Genomic DNA, 15,857 nt, shown 5'->3' with positions numbered 1-15,857 from the left:
CGAGATGACGAACGCGCAGGGACAGGCGAGGACGAGCAGCGTCAGCCCGTAGACGAACGACGTCGCCCACGTCGTGCCGAGGAGCGAGGGGCTGGCGAGCGTGACGAGCACGGCGAAGGCGACGACGACGGGCGTGTAGTACGCCGAGAATCGCTCGACGAACTGCTCGCGCTCGGTCTTGTTCGCCTGCGCGTCCTCGACCATCTCGACGATGCGCGAGAGGGTGTCCTCACCCGCCGCCGAGGTGACCCGCACTTCGAGATAGCCCTCCTCGTTGATCGTGCCCGCGTACACCTCGTCGCCTTCGACCTTGTCGACGGGCACGCTCTCCCCGGTGATCGGGGCCTGGTTCACCGCGCTCTCGCCGTCTGCGACCTCGCCGTCGGTCGGGATCTTCTCGCCGGGGCGGACGACGACGACGTCGCCCACGGTCACCTCCTCGACCGGGACCGTCTCCTCGCGGCCGTCCCGCTTGACGGTCGCCTCGTCGGGCGAGAGGTCCATCAGCTCCCGAAGGGAGTTGCGGGCGCGGTCCATCGAGTACCGCTCGAGGAGCTCGGCGACGCTGAAGAGGAACGCGAGCGTGGCGGCCTCGAAGTACAGCGCCTCGCCGAAGCCGAGGCTCGCGAGGAGCGCGCCGAGGATCGCCGTCGACATCAGGAAGTCGATGTCGAGGTTGCGGTTCCGCGCGGAGTAGTAGCCGTTCCGGAGGATCGCCTGTCCACCTGTGGCGACTGCCAGGAGGAACAGGACGTCGGCGAGGAGGAGTTCGCTTCCGAGCACCGTCGCCAGTTGACCGTTCTGCCCGGTCAAGAGGAACTCGAAGAGGAGCCCGAGCACGGCGAAGACGCCGCTGATCCACGTCTTGATCGCCCGCGGGCTCGTCCAGATTGACTCGCGGTCGTCGCCGGCCGCGTCGACGCCGTCGCTCGCGGCGCTGCTGTCCGTGACCTCGTAGCCCGCGCGCTCGATCGCGTCGACGATCTCGGCGTCGGAGAGCGCGCTCGAATCGTACGTGACGACGAGCGTGCCGGTCGTGGGCCGGGGATCGACCGTCGAGACGCCGCCGAGCCCGGAGACGGCGTTCTCGACCTTGCCGGCGCAGGAGGCGCAGTCCATCTCCGGAACGGTGAACCTCGCCGTCGTCTCGTCGACGCTCTCGACGCTGTATCCCGCCTTCTCGACCCGGTCGGCGATGTCGTCGGCAGTCGCGCTGTCGCCCGCGTAAGAGACGGTGAGGGTCCCGGTCGCCACCTGCGGGTCGACGTCGTCGACGCCGTCGAGTTTCCGGACGCTGCTCTCGACTTTCCCCGCACAGGAGGGGCAGTCCATCTCCGGAACGGAGAACTGCGCGACGTCTGCGTGGTCGCCCGGGTCGGAGTCGCGGCTCCGCTCGCGATCTGTCGAATCGTGATCGCCCGGGTCGGGTTCACCGGGCGGGTCGCGTGAATCCCGGTCGGATGAGGTCATTACCGAAGGCTAGCTCACCGAATTATATTAAGCTGGCTGCTATATTTCGGCCGGTATTTGCCTCATATTGCTAAATATTTCGAGTTGAGTTATTAATCCCGCGAACAGATTCGAGTCGGTGCGCGACAGAGCGGACCGATCCGAAACGTTTAGGCGACTCACCGACGAGACACGGGTATGAGCAGTGGTCAGAACAGCGGCGGGTTGATGTCGAGTGCGGGGCTCGTCCGCTACTTCGACGCCGAGGACCGAAACGCCATTCGCATCGATCCCAAGACCGTCTTCGCGTTCGGACTCCTCTTCGGCGTCGGCGTACTCGTCCTCAACGCCGTCGCGATCTGAACCGGAGGAACGGCCGGACGTAGCTGCCGACGGCATCCCTCTCCGCCGGAGGCGGACAACGGACGCTTTTTGTCGATTCGACACCGACCCACGGGTATGTTACGAGCGGGCGTCGTCGCCGTCCAGGGCGACGTCACAGAGCACGCGGCGGCGATCCGACGAGCGGCCGAAGCCCACGGCGAGGACGTCGAGGTAGTCGAGATCAGACAGGCGGGCAGCGTTCCCGACTGCGACGTCCTCCTGTTACCCGGGGGCGAGTCGACCGCCATCTCGCGGCTGTTGGCCCGGGAGGGCATCGACGCGGAGATCCGCGAGCACGTCGCCGACGGGAAGACGGTCCTCGCGACGTGTGCGGGGCTGATCGTCGCCTCGCGGGACGCCAACGACGATCGGGTCGACACGCTCGACCTGCTCGACGTGAGCGTCGACCGCAACGCGTTCGGCCGACAGGTCGACAGCTTCGAGGCCCCGCTCGACGTCGTCGGCCTCGACGAGCCGTTCCCCGCGGTGTTCATCCGCGCGCCCGCCATCGACGAGGTCGGCGACGGCGTCGACGTCCTCGCCGAGTGGGACGGTCGTCCGGTCGCCGTCCGCGACGGGCCGGTCGTCGGCACCGCGTTCCACCCCGAACTGACGAACGACAGCCGGATCCACGACCTCGCGTTCTTCGAGGAGACGGCCGTCGAGGCCTGACGTAGCGGTCTATCGACGCCGAAGCGACGCGGCAACGAGGAGTCGGCGAGCGACGCCGGGAGCGCGCCACCCGCCGTCCCGAACCGAGACTTTTCAACCGATGCCGGACACAGTCGGGGTGTGAGCGCGAACGAGAACGAGGTCGAGGCGCTGACCCGTCGGCTCGTCTCGATCCCGAGCCACGAGGACGAGACCGCCGCCGGCGACGCCGTCGAGTCGTGGCTGCGCGAGGAGACCGACGCGAGGGTGACGCGCGACGGGCACAGGAACGTCATCGCCCGTCGCGGGACGGGGGCTACGTCGCTGGCGCTGGTCGGCCACCACGACGTCGTCGCGCCCGACGAGTCGCAGGTCGTCGACGCGGGGGATGGCGACAGAGAGTACGTCGTCGAGAAGCGCGACGGACGGCTGTACGGCCGCGGTACGGCCGACATGAAGGGATCGCTCGCGGCCGCGATGCTCGCCTTCCGGGACGCAGACCCCGCCGGCGAACTCGTCTTCGCGTCGTTCGTCGGCGAGGAGCGGGGCGGCGTGGGCGCGCGCGCCGCCATCGACGACGGCTTCGCGCCCGAGTACGCGGTCGTCGGCGAGGGGTCGACGAACTACGCGGGCGACGACCAGACCGACGTCGTGATCGCCCACCGCGGCCGACGCGGGTCGACGATCACCGCCCGCGGATCCGCGGCCCACGCGAGCGAACCCGAGGCCGGCGAGAACGCGGTCTACCGCGCCTGCGACGCCGTCGACGTCGTCCGCGGACTCGACGCGCCGGCGGCGACTGTCCTCGGCTCGGAACTCGAAGGCAGCGTCGTCGTCACCGAGATCGAAGGCGGGTCCGCGTGGAACGTCGTCCCCGAGCGCTGCACCGCGACGGTCGACGAGCGCACGGTCCCCGGCGAGCGTGCGCCGCTGGAGCGGGTCGAAGCGATCGACGGCGTCGAGTGGACGATCGATCAGGACCTCCCGCCGATGGCGTGCCGCGAGCGATCCTTCGCCGACGCCGCGCTCGACGCCGCCGGCGCGGCGCAGTCGGCGACTCCCGAGCGAGTGACGAAGCCGCACGCGACCGACGCAGGATGGCTCTCGGCGAACGGGACCACCTGCGTCGTCGTCGGGGCCTCGGAACCCGGAGAGGCGCACACGGCCGACGAGAGCGTCTCGATCGACGCGCTGGAGCGGTGCCGACGGATCTATCAGCGGCTCGCGGAGCGCTGGCCCGAGGAGTGAGGTGCGCAGGTCAAACTGGTCGCAGGCCTGCCGACGAGAGCCGTCGGCTTGATACCCGTCCGCGCTCTGCGGTAGGGTAATGACAGGAAAGAGCGACGCCGGAGACCGAGCGCAGTCGGACGCCTACGAGACGCTCCTCGAAGAGTACCGCCGCGTGTCGAACGTCCGCGAGGCGACGGGCGTCCTCCGGTGGGACCAGCAGGTGACGATGCCGGAGGGCGGGACGCCCGCGCGATCCCAGCAGATCTCGACGCTGTCGTCGCTTTCGCACGAACTGCTCACCGACGACGCCGTCGGCGACGCCCTCGACGACCTCGAAGCGGGGGACCTGATCGACGAGCAGGCCGCCGTCGTCCGCGAGATCCGCCGCCAGTACGACCGCGCGGTCGCCGTCCCCTCGGAGTTGGTCGAGGAGATCTCGACGACGGCCTCGGAGGCGCTGCCCGTCTGGGAGGAGGCGAAGGCCGAAGACGACTTCGAGACGTTCGCGCCGTACCTCCGCAAGCACGTCGAACTGAAGCGCGAGTACGCCGAGCACATCGATCCCGACCGCGACCCCTACGAGGTGCTCTTCGAGGACTTCGAGCCGTGTCTCTCCTTAGATCGCGCCGAGTCGATCCTGGCGTCGATCCGCGAGGTGCTCGTGCCGATGATCGACGAGATCCGGAACTCCGACGTCGACCTCGCGACCGACGCGTTCACCGCGCTGGGGACCTACCCTGAGGCGGAGCAGGAGGCGCTCTGCCGCGACGTCCTCACGACGCTCGGCTACCCGTGGGAGCGAGGCCGACTCGACACGGCCTCGCACCCGTTCTCGTCGGGGACCACGTTCGACGCGCGGGTGACGACGCGCTTCGACGAGTCCGACCCCCTCGGCTCGCTGACCTCGACGATCCACGAATTCGGCCACGCGACCTACACCCACGGGCTGCCGGACGAGCAGTACGGCACGCCGCTGGGCGAGGATCGAGACCTCTCGGTCCACGAGTCCCAATCGCGGCTCTGGGAGAACCACGTCGGGCGCTCGCGGGCGTTCTGGAACGGGTTCCTGCCGACGGTGCAGGAGCACTTCCCGAAGACGGCGGACCTGTCCCCGGAGACGGCCTACGAGGCCGCCAATCAGGTGTACGAGGACAACCTCATCCGCGTCGAGGCCGACGAACTCACCTACCACCTGCACATCGTGATCCGCTTCGAGATCGAGCGGGCGCTGATCCGCGGGGAACTCGACGTCGACGACGTCCCGCAGGTGTGGAACGACAAGTACGAGGAGTACCTCGGGATCCGCCCCGAGACCGACTCGGAGGGCTGTCTGCAGGACATCCACTGGAGCCACGGCAACTTCGGGTACTTCCCGACGTACTCGCTCGGCTCGGCGATGGCCGCGCAGCTGTACGCCGCCGCCGAAGACGAGTTGGGTCCGTTGGACGACGACATCGAAGCGGGCGAGTTCGACGCGCTCCACGAGTGGCTCACCGAGAACGTCCACCGTCACGGTGCGCGCTACGAGACGAACGAACTCGTCGAGCGCGCGACCGGCTCGGCGTTCACCGCCGACGCGTTCCTCGACTACGTGACCGAGAAGTACGGCGCGCTCTACGACCTCGATTCGGTGTAGGCGGCGTCGAACGCGGTCTCGCCCGGTTCCCAGTTGCGTGGGTTCGGCAGTAGGACTAAGTAATGGTAAGACATACCATAGCGTGTATGGCCTCAGCACCGAGCTCCGACGACGCGCTGTTCGATCAGTTCCTCGACGACCGCGGTCACGACATCGAGACAGTAGACTGGGAGCGGTCGTATAACAAAAAGCAGTGCCCGGAGTGCGGTGCGCTCCACGACGACGGTGCGGCACACTGCGGCGTCTGCGGCTGGGACCCACGGGCCTGATCGGCTCCGTTCCCGCCGATTTTAGCCCCCCTTCGAAACCGGTGGTTTATCACGCACAAGCGCGTGAACGTGTCCAATGAGCGATTCGGACGCGAAGGTCACCCGATTGTTCGGTGGCCCCGGCAGCGGGAAGACGACGGCGCTACTCGACCGGGTCGACGAACTCCTCGAACGGGATGACGTCACGATCCGCGACATCCTCGTGGTTTCGTACACTCGAGCGGCCGCAGCGGAGGTCCGCGAGCGACTCGCAGAGCGCCTCGACGTCTCGCCGCGCTCGCTGAAGGGCAACGTCGCGACGATGCACGCGAAGGCGTACGAACTGCTTGATCTCTCCCGGAACGACGTCGTCGGCGAGAGCGACAAGAAGGAGTTCTGTGAGAGCTACGGGGTCGAGTTCGAGGACGAGTACGGCGGCGCGGGGCGCCGAACCGCGCGCTCGACGACGATCGGGAACAAGATCATCGCGACGAGTCAGTGGCTGCAGCGGACCCGCCGGGACGTCGCCGACTGGTACGACGTCCCCTTCCAGTGGAACGTCGAGGAGGTGCGACTCCCGCCGGAGGTCGACCCGAACACCCAGGAGGGCAACAAGTACACCCCGACGTGGCCCTCCGACGACGACCGGATCGACGTCCCCGAGGTCATCCGCGCGTGGCGCTCGTACAAGGGCGAGCACGGGCTCGTCGGCTTCGCGGACATGCTCGAACGCGTCAAGCAGCGCTCGCTCGTTCCGCACGTCGACTTCCTCGTCATCGACGAGTTCCAGGACATCACCACCTTGCAGTACGACGTCTACGAGGAGTGGAAACCGCATATGGAGCGCGTCCTCATCGCCGGCGACGACGACCAGGTCGTCTACGCCTGGCAGGGTGCCGACCCCAACCTCCTCTTGGACGCCGACCGCGACGAGGACGTCGTCCTGCCGAACTCCTACCGGCTCCCCTCCCGTGTGCTCAACGTCGTGAACCAGGAGATCCGCCACATCGACAAACGACAGGAGAAGGACCTCCACCCCAGAAAAGAGGGCGGCGTCGTCGAGGGGATCGAATCCCCGTCGATGCTCGACCTCGCGCGGAACGTCCGCTACACGATCGAGGAGGGCGACAACGACGAGACGGTGATGATCCTGTTCCGCGCCCGCTATCAGCTGTTCCAGTTCATCGACGAGTTCCTCCCGCTGGGGATGCCGTTCTCGGCGCTGACCGACCAGCGGATGTGGACCGACCGACTGACGCAGTACGTCCGCGCCGTCGAACAGCTCGAGAAGGACGAACCGATCGACGGCCTGCAGGCCCGCCGACTCGCAGACATGCTGCAGGACTCGGCGTTCGGCGCGAACGACCGCGACGAGCTGTTCGACCGCATCGACGAGCTACAGGAGGAGGCGGGCGTCGACGACTTGACCGACCTCAGCGTCGATCCCGACGTCATTGCTGAGTTCGCGCCCTTCGCGCCCGACGCGAAGGACGCGGGCGACATGCTCCGGAAGGTCACGTCGTTCCAGCGGAAGTCCGTCGAGGCGTACGTCGACGGCGAGTACCAGGGGATGGACCCCAACCGCGTCCGCATCGGCACGATCCACTCCGCGAAGGGCCGCGAGGCCGACCACGTCTTCGTCGCGACCGACCTGACCGAGAAGGTCGTCGAGCAGATGGCCGCGTCAGTCGAAGACGAGGACGTGCCGGGCGTCGAGGAGTTCACCTCGACGACCGACCCGGTGCCGATCCTCACCGACAACGAGCGCCGCGTGTTCTACGTCGGGATGTCGCGTGCGCGGGAGCGACTCGTCATCCTCGAAAACCTCGTCAGCGGCGCGCCGACGCTGCCGGTGAGCGTCCTGCTGCACAACGAGATCCGCGACGCGTCGGTCGAGGAACTCCTCGACGAGGCCCAAGAGGGCGAGGCCCCGCCGCCGGAGCCGGATCCGTAGGCGCGTGAGCGACGACAGCGACGCGGGCGAGCACGAAGCCGCCGCCGACCCGTCGGCCACGCACTCCCCGTCGACGCCGCCCGCCGTCGACCGCTCGTTCCTCGACGACGTCATCGACGACCGGGACGCCGCGGGGTTCGTCGCCGTCGGCGGGCGTGACGACGCCGACCTCCGCTACCTGACCGGATTCGACGGACCGAGCGACCACTACGCCTACGTCCGAGCCGCAGGCGCGAGCGTGTTGTGCCCACCCGCGGGGTACGCAGCGCGCGCGAGGCGACAGTTCGACGGCGACGTGCGGAACGAGCGCCCCGCCGATCACCCCGGCGAGCGCGCCGCGGCGGCCTTGGAGTCACTGTGTAGTCCAGATGGAACTCGCGACGTCGACCCCGACCGTTCGGCGCGGTCGCGCGTCGTCCTCGTGCCGCCGACGATCCCGCACGACGCCGCGGTGTACCTCGAACGCGCGGGCTACGAACTGCGGTCGACGACCGCCGTCGCGGAGGCGCGAGCGACGAAAACGAGCGACGAAATCGACGCCGTCCGCGCGGTCCAGCGGGCGGCAGAGCGGGGCGTCCGGCGGGGCGGGCGCGTGCTCGCGGCCGCGGAGGTCGGGCCCGTGAGTGACGAGGGCGACGACAGCGGGTTACTGTGGGACGGCGCGCCGCTCACGGTCGAACGCCTCCGCCGAGAAGTCAACGCGGAACTCGCGCGCTGCGGCGTGAGCGACGCGAGGAACACGAGCGTCGCCGTCGGAGCAGAAGGGAGGCGTTCCGACGCCACCGTCCATAGAGACGAAGCGATCGCGATCGAGGTCGCCCCCCGCGGCCCCCACGGCTATCACGGCCACCTCGCCCGGACCGTCGTCGTCGACAGCGACGGCGGCTGGGAGCGGCGGGCGTACGTGGCGTGCGAAGCGGCGCTCGACGCCGCGCTCGGCGAGGTCGAACCGGGGGCCGACGCCGACGACGTGCGGCGCGAGGCCACCGCCGAACTGGCGGCGTTCGGGTTCGACCCGGGAGGCGGGGACGGCGGCCCGAACGCCGAGGCAGTCGAGACCGTCCACGGCGTCGGACTCGCACGACGGGAGCGTCCGCGGTCGCGATCGGGTGCGACCTCCGGGCCAAGATCGGACGCGACGCTCGAACCCGGCGTCGTCCTCGCGGTGACGCCATCAGTGACAGATCCCGAGCGGGGGAGCGTCCGCCTGAGCGAACTCGTCGTCGTCACCGACGAGGGGGACGAACTGCTCGGCGACGGAGCGCACTCGTTCACGCCGCGGGAGTAGCTCCGCCGCTCGACCACTCCCGAATTACGTCGACTCGTCGTCGTCGGGGTCTTTCACGACTGCGCCGACGACGCGCTCGCCGACTTCCATCGGGATGTCGGCCGGCGTCGTGAGGTAGTGCGGGAGCGCGACCATCCCGACGGCGATGGCGACCGCGCCGCCGCCGATGACGGTGTCGCCCTCGACGAGTCGGGTGAGCCCGAAGATCGCGACGGGCGCGGCGAAGATCAGCGTCGCCGCGAGTTGGATCGTCCCGAAGATACCGAGACTCATTGTCCCAGACGTGGCGACCGGCGGCCAAAAGGATCGCGGTCGGCCTGGGCGGTCGCGCTCGGAGCGGGCCTCACGGCGTCGATTCGACTCGCTCGCCCCGCACCGTGACGTAGATCAGTATCCCGAGCAGCCCGGGGACGAGGCCGGCCAGAAAGAGCAGCGCGACCCCCACTCCCCACTGCCACGCCCAGTCGCTCCCACGGGACTTCGCGTCCCGGTAGACCCACCGGCCGACGAGACCGAAGACGACGAGCAGTACGAGAAAGAGGATCAGCAACTCGGGGCCGCCGGGGACCTGTAGGGGAAGCGGGACCATCGATAGGACAATCACGCAGAACCCGCATAGATTTTTCCCCGTCACCAAAGAGGGTAGGCGCGCTCTGACGGCTCACCCTGCAGCGTCTCGGGGACGGCTCTGACTCACTCTGCGGTCGTCTCGTCGACGAATCGCAGCGTGTAGGTGAAGTAGCGATCGCCGTACATGAGGAAGCGACGGTGGAACCCCGACTCGACGCCGGAGTCCTTCTCGACGTTCCCGTCGAGGTACGTCCAGTGACCGAATCGCTTCAGCAGTGAGTCGAACGCCGAGGAGTACGGGTGCGACTCCCGGTACGACTCGCCCATCGCCTCGCGGAGGATCTCGCGCTCTTCGGCGGGGAGTTCCTCCCGGGGCACTCGCGCGTCGAGCAGTTCCGCCCGGAGGATCGTCTCGATCTCGGCGTCGGCGTCGGCGACCGGGTCGACGTCCGCCTCGTACACCGCTTCGTGAAACGTCTCCCGTGCGACCGCGACCTCGTAGATCGTATCACGGAACTCGACGTGCGACGGGCCGGCGTCGGCGAGAAGCTCACTCGCCGAAACCGCGTCGTCGTTCCGATAGACGTACCCGTCGCGTTCGACCAGTCCCGACGGCACGCCGCCGACGTTTCCCCGCGCCCGCGCGGCGAAGTGGGCGATTTGCACCGCGTGTTGGTCGGCCTCGGGGAGCGACGAGTGGGAGACGTGGTCGGGGATCGTTTCGAGGTCGTCGGCGCGACCGACCTCGTACAAGCGGAGAACGGGGTGTGTGACCGTCCGCTCGTCGACGACGTGCGAGTCGAGGTGGTAGTACGTCCCGTTCCGCCGCGCGTAGGTCGGGTCGTCGTCGCCGCGTGCGAAGAACGGCGTGTGGTACTGTGTCGTGTACGTGGAGCCGTTCAGCGTCGCGTTGAACGCCTCTTCGTCCCACGACGGACGGGTCTTCGTGAGGTCGACGACGTATCGCTCACGGAGCGGACCGTCGAGCGGAGACAACGAGAGGGCGAGTTGCCGAGATCCCGTCTCCGAACGTCCCGTGAACGGCTGCGAACAGCCGCCGAGCGCGGCCGTCACCAGCGCTCCGCCAGTCGCTACGAGCCGTCGGCGCGTGGTCGAGGTGGAGGGCACAACTCGCGTCTCACTCCGAACTGCCAAAACTGTTCGTCTTCGGAGAGGTCGTCGTCCCGCTACAGGTGCAGCGGCTCCGGCGCGGGCGGCATCGTCCGCTTGTGTGCGCTCTTCTCGTAGAGGTCGACGACGCGTTCGATCTGCGCTTCGGTGACGTCGAGGTGTCGCACCGTCGCGGCCGTCGAAAGCGGCCCGTCGACGTGGAGCGCGAGGATGGCATCGAGCGCGTCGTACCCGAGCCCCATCTCCTCCTCGTCGGTCTGGCCGGCCCACATCTCCGCGGAGGGCGTCTTCGTCACCAGTTCCTCGGGCGCCCCCAGGTGGGCCGCGAGCTGTCTGACCTGCTGTTTGTAGAGGTTCCCGATCGGGTTACAGTCGACCGCCTGATCGCCGTACTTCGTGAAGTACCCCGTCAGCGCCTCCGAGCGGTTGCCCGTTCCGAGGACGACTTTCCCCTCGTGGTTGGCAACGAAGTAGTTCAGCACGCCGCGGATCCGGACGTAGACGTTGCCCGCGGCCATCCGGTCGTCCGCCGCCTCGGGGAACGTGTCGAAGAACGTCTCCGCGATGGGCTGGATCTCGACGACGTCGTACGGCATTCCGAGTTCCTGGGCGACCCACTCGGCGTCGCTCATATTGTCCTCGGCGTTCGCGACGCTCGGCATCACGAGCCCGTGGACGTTCTCGGCTCCGAGCGCCTCGACCGCGAGATACGCGACCGTGGTGCTGTCGACCCCACCGGAGAGGCCGAGAACGGCACCGTCTCCGCCGGCGTCGTCGACGACCTCTCGGAGGAACGACGTGAGGTGATCGACCGTCGCGTCGAGTTCCGCCTCCGAGAGCCGGAGGTCGAGCGGTGCGTCCTCTTCGAGGACCGGCTGCTCCGTAGTCATCGGGTAGCAGTACCGTTCCGGGGCACTAATACTCACCCGTTGCGCCGTATCGGTGGACGTCCGTTCACTTTCTGAGCCGTGTGGTGCAGGCGAGAGCCGCCGGGGATCCGGGAGACGGACGGACGTCGTTCCTCCCGCGCTCCCAACACAACCGCTTTCTCGGTCGCCCGCCTGGCGTCGATATGGACATCGTCGTCTTCGGCGCGGGCAGTCTCGGGAGCCTCTTCGGCGCGTTGCTCGCGCGGACCGCCGAGCACGACGTCACGCTCGTCGGGCGTGATCCTCACGTGGCCGCGGTTCGGAAGTCGGGTCTAGCGGTCACCGGCACCGACTCGTTCACCGTGCACCCGAAAGCGACGACCGACGGAACCGGGCTCTCGGCCGACCTCGCGCTGGTGACCGTGAAGGCGTTCGACACCGAGACGGCCGCGAGGGAACTCGCGACCGGCGAGTTCCGCGCGGTGTGCTCGCTGCAGAACGGGATGGGAAACGAGGAGACGCTCGCGCGGCACCTCGACTGTCCGGTGCTCGCGGGCACGACGAGCTACGGGGCGGCCCGGAGCGCCCCCGGCGAGGTCGAGTGGAACGGCCGCGGCGACCTCTCGATCGGACCGTGGGAGCCGAGCGACGCCGACGCGATCGGCGAGGAAGTCGGTGCGGCGTTCGCGGCGGCCGACGTCCCCGCGACCGTCGCGACGGCGGACGGAATCCGGCGGTTGCTCTGGCGGAAGCTGGCGGTCAACGCCGCGATCAACCCGGTGACGGCGCTGGCCCGCGTGCCGAACGGCGCGCTGAGCGGGGATCCCGGCGTCGGCCTCGCGGAACCGGTCGCCCGCGAAGTCGCCGCGACGGCCCGAGCGGTCGGCGTCGACCTCGGCGACGCGGAGGCGGTCGAGGCCGTCGCCGAGGTCGTGCGTGCGACCGCCGAGAACGACTCGTCGATGTACCGCGACGTCGAGCGCGGCCGGCGCACCGAGGTCGACGTCATCAACGGGTACGTCGTCGGACGAGCGGACGAAAACGGGGTCGAGGTCCCGACGAACCGGACGCTGTGGGGGCTGATCCGCACGTGGGAGGCGGAGCGGGGGCTCGTCGACCCCGAGCCGTCGACGGAGTCATTGAAGGTCCCCGGCGGTGATGATCGCGTATGACCACGGTAGCGAGCATACAGGAGTCAGAGAAACCGCTGACGATGCTCACGGCGTACGACGCGCCCACCGCCGAGTTGGCCGACGAGGCGGGCATCGAGATGGTGCTGGTCGGCGACAGCATCGGCAACGCCGTCTTCGGCCACGACTCGACGCTCCCGGTGACGATGGACGACATGCTGCGGGCGACGCGCTCCGTCGCGGGTGCCGTCGAGGACGCCCTCGTCGTCACCGACCTGCCCTTCCTCAGCTACGGGGTCGACCCCGCTCAGAGCCTCGAAAACGCGGGCCGGGTTTGAAGGAGGCCGGCGGCCACGCGGTGAAGATCGAGTCCGGCCCGCACACCGTCGAGTTGACCGAGGCGATGACGAACCTCGGCATCCCGGTGATGGCGCACGTCGGCCTCACACCGCAGCACGTCCACGGCGTCGGCGGGTACACCCGACAAGGGACGACCGCCGAGCACGCCGCGAAGCTGCTCGACCTCGCGAGAGCCCACGAGGAAGCCGGCGCGTTCTCGATGGTGATCGAGCACGTCCCGAGAGAGGTCGGCGCGGCCGCCAGCGACGAGCTCGACATCCCGGTCATCGGAATCGGCGCGGGCCCCGACACGGACGGCCAGGTGCTCGTCGTCGACGACGCCGTCGGGCTGTCCGATCGGATTCCCCCCTTCGCCGAGGCGTTCGGCGACGTGCGGGCGGAGATGCAGAGCGCGATCGAACGGTATCGCGACGCCGTCGAGTCCGGTGAGTTCCCCGGCGAGGAACACAGCCACAGCGAAGGCCTCGATCTGTGAGTCGGTAGCAGAAATCGATAGCGGGTCGTCTGTGAGCCGATAGCGAGTCGCGTCCGGGCGTGTGCCGAGATGCGGATGCCCTCCACGAGTGCTGAAAGCCGCGAGCGACCCGGCGAGAGCCGGTGAAAAGGCGAAGTACCCAAGGCACTCGGGTCCGTAGTCCGCCCAAGAACCGAATGAACGGGTGGGTGAAGCTGGTGGGAGTGCTGTTCATCGTCGTCGGCGCGGGCGCGGCCGCCGTGCCGACCGGGAGCTTCAGCACCATCGCCGGCGACCGCCCGGTCGACGTCTCCGTCGCCGACGACTCCGCCGCGTTCGTCGCGGTCGCCGGGACGGATACCGTCGTCTCCCAGCCGGGCGACGGCGTCGACGTCGCACACCTGCGGAACAACTTCGAGTCGGCGGCGACGATCGAGTACGAGGCGAGCGTCGACGCGAGCGCGGTATCGGTCGAGAACCCCTCGGATACGGTGACGATCGGACCGAGCGGGAGCACCCCGATCAGCGCCGTCTGTGCGCCGCCGGCCGGTGGCTCCGGCACGGCGACGCTGCAGGTGTCGATCGTCGAGGCCGACGCGGGCAACGCGAGAGTGACCGACGCGACGCTCGAAACCACCGTCGAGTACGACTGCCCCGGCGGGGCGGGTGGGGGCCCCGCCCAGCCGCCGACGCCGAGCGGGCCGCCCGGGGACGCGGTCGCGTACGTCGACGAGAACGGCAACTACGCCTACGACGAGGGCGAGCCGATCGTGTCCCGAAGCGAACTCGCCGCGTTCGACGACGACGAGGCGACCCTCGTCATCGCCGCGGGCGGAGACCGGATCGAGTTCCGGAACCGGGAGGTCGACATCGAAGCAAAGCAGGTGGCGATCGGCGACGCGACCCTCGGGAGCAACCGCGGGATCTCGCTGTCGGCCGACGGCGGGGAGATCAGCCTCTCGGACTCGACGGTCGACTCGAAGAACGGCGAGGTCTCGTTCGAGGGCGGGTCGATCACCGCCGCGGGGAGCACGGTCGCGACGAACCGCGAGATCGGCCTCTCGGCGGACGGGGGTGCGCTGACGTTCACCGACTCGACGATCGACTCGAAGAACGGAGAAATCGAACTAGCGGGCGAGTCGGTGTTCGTCGACGGATCGACGGTGAGCACCAACCGCGGGATCTCGCTGTCGGCCGACCCGGGGACGCTCTCAGCGGCGGGGGCCACCGTCGACTCGACGAACGGAGCGATCGAACTCGAAGGCAGCTCGATCGACGCGAGCGGCGCGCAGATCACGACGAACACCGAAATCTCGCTCGCGGCCGACGGTGGTCCGCTCACGCTCACCGACGCGACGGTCGATTCGACGAACGGCGAGATCGAACTCTCGGGGGGTTCCGTCGACGCCGACGGGGCGCAGATCGACACGAACACGGGGATCTCGATCGCCTCCTCCTCGGGCGACGTTCGGCTCCGGACGGCCTCCGTCACGAGCACGAACGGCGAGATCGAGGTCGAATCGGCCGCGCGAATCCTCGCCAGCGGCGCGGTGTTCGACACCAACGTCGACGTCTCGCTCGCCGCCTCGGGCGACGTCGATGTCGACAACGGGCAGGCGACCTCGCAGAACGGCGCGGTGTCGGTCGAACTCGACCTCGAAACCGCGACGCTCTCGGTCGACGGCGCGGTGTTCGACGACCGCGACGGGACGCTCACCTACAGCCCCGAGGAGGCGGCGGTGTCGGGAACGCCGGCGCGCGGGAGCGTCGCCGCCGACTGAGGAGTGACGCCGCGATAGCTGAGGATCCCGACCCGCGTCAGGGCGGCCGTTCGAGGTTCTCGAAGCGGTAGCGGCGGTTCGTGTACGCGTGGTACGCGGACGAGGCGGCGAACACGACGACGACGAGCGTCGGATAGACGAGCGCGGGGATCGATCCCGTCGGGAGCAACTCCAGCCACAGCGCCGCGACGACGAGGCAGGCGAACGCCGAGAGCCCGAGGTAGTACATCCCCCACGAGATGGAGTTCTCCGGGACGATGTCCAGATAGATGTTCAGTCGGTCGGCCTTCTCGGTCAGTGCGACGGTGCCGCCCTCGAACTCGATCACGCCGGCGCGGTCGAGCCGCGGGAGGTGCGTCTGCTGGAGCGACGTGTAGACGGTCTTTCGCTCCGCGGAGGTGAGCGCTCTGATCTCCTTGTCGTGCTCCCACGCGGCGACCTGCTCGGCGAGGTCCGAGAGCGGGACAGGGCCGTCGGCCTGCTTGCAGTAGTGGATGACGTAGCGCCGCCGGTGATTGCTCACGAGGTCGAAGATCTCGTCTTTGGGGAGCGAGGACTCCTCGTCGGGCGTCTCGTCGACGGCGTCCTCCTGGAGGGGCTCGCCCGTGGCGCGCTGTCCCATCAATTGGGTTGCTGTACTGTGAACTGATACAAATAATCTCGGCTTACGAACTGCTCAGATCGCGTTCGGCTCTTTTGTACTGCTTCTGATATCGGAAATA

The 15,857-nt window shown here is 68.7% G+C and carries 15 protein-coding genes and 1 pseudogene; 10 read left to right on the top strand and 6 right to left on the bottom strand.

All coding sequences use genetic code 11. From position 1 onward, the window contains the following. Nucleotides 1–1,470 (bottom strand): heavy metal translocating P-type ATPase (locus ACP99_RS03925; protein ID WP_156105586.1); only part of this gene is annotated, 1,470 nt, incomplete at its 3' end. Nucleotides 1,471–1,647: 177 nt separating this feature from the next. Here ACP99_RS03925 and ACP99_RS03920 point away from each other — a divergent pair. The 7 genes from ACP99_RS03920 (at nt 1,648) to ACP99_RS03890 (ending at nt 8,840) form a co-directional block, all read left to right on the top strand. Beyond that, nucleotides 1,648–1,812 carry a preprotein translocase subunit Sec61beta gene (locus ACP99_RS03920; protein WP_049985347.1) on the top strand — a complete coding sequence of 55 codons (165 nt, stop codon included), beginning with the start codon at nt 1,648–1,650 and terminating at the stop codon, nt 1,810–1,812. Between the two features lie 96 nt (nt 1,813–1,908). After that, a complete protein-coding gene (pdxT, locus tag ACP99_RS03915) occupies nt 1,909–2,505 on the top strand; it encodes a pyridoxal 5'-phosphate synthase glutaminase subunit PdxT (RefSeq protein WP_049985346.1) in 597 nt (198 codons plus the stop codon). Nucleotides 2,506–2,625: 120 nt separating this feature from the next. Further along, nucleotides 2,626–3,732 carry a M20 family metallopeptidase gene (locus ACP99_RS03910; protein ID WP_049985345.1) on the top strand — a complete coding sequence of 369 codons (1,107 nt, stop codon included), beginning with the start codon at nt 2,626–2,628 and terminating at the stop codon, nt 3,730–3,732. 79 nt (nt 3,733–3,811) lie between these two features. Next, complete coding sequence (locus ACP99_RS03905; RefSeq protein WP_049985344.1) at nt 3,812–5,350, top strand: carboxypeptidase M32; 1,539 nt, start codon at nt 3,812–3,814, stop codon at nt 5,348–5,350. An 86-nt stretch (nt 5,351–5,436) separates the two neighbouring features. Then, nucleotides 5,437–5,619, top strand: coding sequence for an HVO_0416 family zinc finger protein (locus ACP99_RS03900; protein WP_197052345.1), 183 nt, complete (start codon nt 5,437–5,439; stop codon nt 5,617–5,619). Between the two features lie 76 nt (nt 5,620–5,695). Beyond that, nucleotides 5,696–7,552, top strand: coding sequence for a UvrD-helicase domain-containing protein (locus ACP99_RS03895; protein WP_049985342.1), 1,857 nt, complete (start codon nt 5,696–5,698; stop codon nt 7,550–7,552). Between the two features lie 4 nt (nt 7,553–7,556). After that, nucleotides 7,557–8,840, top strand: a complete 1,284-nt coding sequence (locus ACP99_RS03890) for a M24 family metallopeptidase (protein WP_081927109.1) — start codon at nt 7,557–7,559, stop codon at nt 8,838–8,840. Between the two features lie 24 nt (nt 8,841–8,864). On the opposite strand, the gene ACP99_RS03885 is transcribed toward ACP99_RS03890, so the two are convergent. The 4 genes from ACP99_RS03885 to ACP99_RS03870 form a co-directional block, all read right to left on the bottom strand. Beyond that, on the bottom strand, nt 8,865–9,113 hold the full coding sequence (locus tag ACP99_RS03885; RefSeq protein WP_049985341.1) for a DUF7533 family protein: 249 nt from the start codon (nt 9,111–9,113) through the stop codon (nt 8,865–8,867). 70 nt (nt 9,114–9,183) lie between these two features. Continuing rightward, on the bottom strand, nt 9,184–9,429 hold the full coding sequence (locus tag ACP99_RS03880) for a hypothetical protein (protein ID WP_049985340.1): 246 nt from the start codon (nt 9,427–9,429) through the stop codon (nt 9,184–9,186). A 104-nt stretch (nt 9,430–9,533) separates the two neighbouring features. After that, nucleotides 9,534–10,538, bottom strand: a complete 1,005-nt coding sequence (locus tag ACP99_RS03875) for a hypothetical protein (RefSeq protein WP_231554205.1) — start codon at nt 10,536–10,538, stop codon at nt 9,534–9,536. A 59-nt stretch (nt 10,539–10,597) separates the two neighbouring features. Beyond that, nucleotides 10,598–11,431 (bottom strand): NAD+ synthase, encoded by an 834-nt coding sequence (locus ACP99_RS03870; RefSeq protein ID WP_049985338.1) that lies wholly within the window; start codon nt 11,429–11,431, stop codon nt 10,598–10,600. Nucleotides 11,432–11,613: 182 nt separating this feature from the next. On the opposite strand from ACP99_RS03870, the gene ACP99_RS03865 reads away from it, so the two are divergent. The 3 genes and pseudogenes from ACP99_RS03865 (at nt 11,614) to ACP99_RS03855 (ending at nt 15,135) form a co-directional block, all read left to right on the top strand. Next, nucleotides 11,614–12,582 carry a ketopantoate reductase family protein gene (locus ACP99_RS03865; RefSeq protein ID WP_049985337.1) on the top strand — a complete coding sequence of 323 codons (969 nt, stop codon included), beginning with the start codon at nt 11,614–11,616 and terminating at the stop codon, nt 12,580–12,582. Beyond that, a pseudogene (gene panB, locus ACP99_RS03860) lies at nt 12,579–13,375 on the top strand (3-methyl-2-oxobutanoate hydroxymethyltransferase). Before ACP99_RS03865 ends, panB begins: the two are co-directional and overlap by 4 nt. Before the next feature lie 176 nt (nt 13,376–13,551). Beyond that, nucleotides 13,552–15,135 (top strand): hypothetical protein, encoded by a 1,584-nt coding sequence (locus ACP99_RS03855; protein ID WP_049985336.1) that lies wholly within the window; start codon nt 13,552–13,554, stop codon nt 15,133–15,135. Between the two features lie 37 nt (nt 15,136–15,172). Here ACP99_RS03855 and ACP99_RS03850 read toward each other — a convergent pair whose 3' ends face one another. Continuing rightward, complete coding sequence (locus ACP99_RS03850; RefSeq protein WP_049985353.1) at nt 15,173–15,757, bottom strand: DUF7344 domain-containing protein; 585 nt, start codon at nt 15,755–15,757, stop codon at nt 15,173–15,175. Nucleotides 15,758–15,857: the final 100 nt, after the last annotated feature.

The sequence above is a fragment of the Halobellus rufus genome (assembly GCF_000739575.1).
GTDB lineage: Archaea > Halobacteriota > Halobacteria > Halobacteriales > Haloferacaceae > Haloquadratum > Haloquadratum rufum.
Note: the sequence above shows the minus strand (reverse complement) of the source record. Positions and strands in the feature narration are given on the sequence as shown.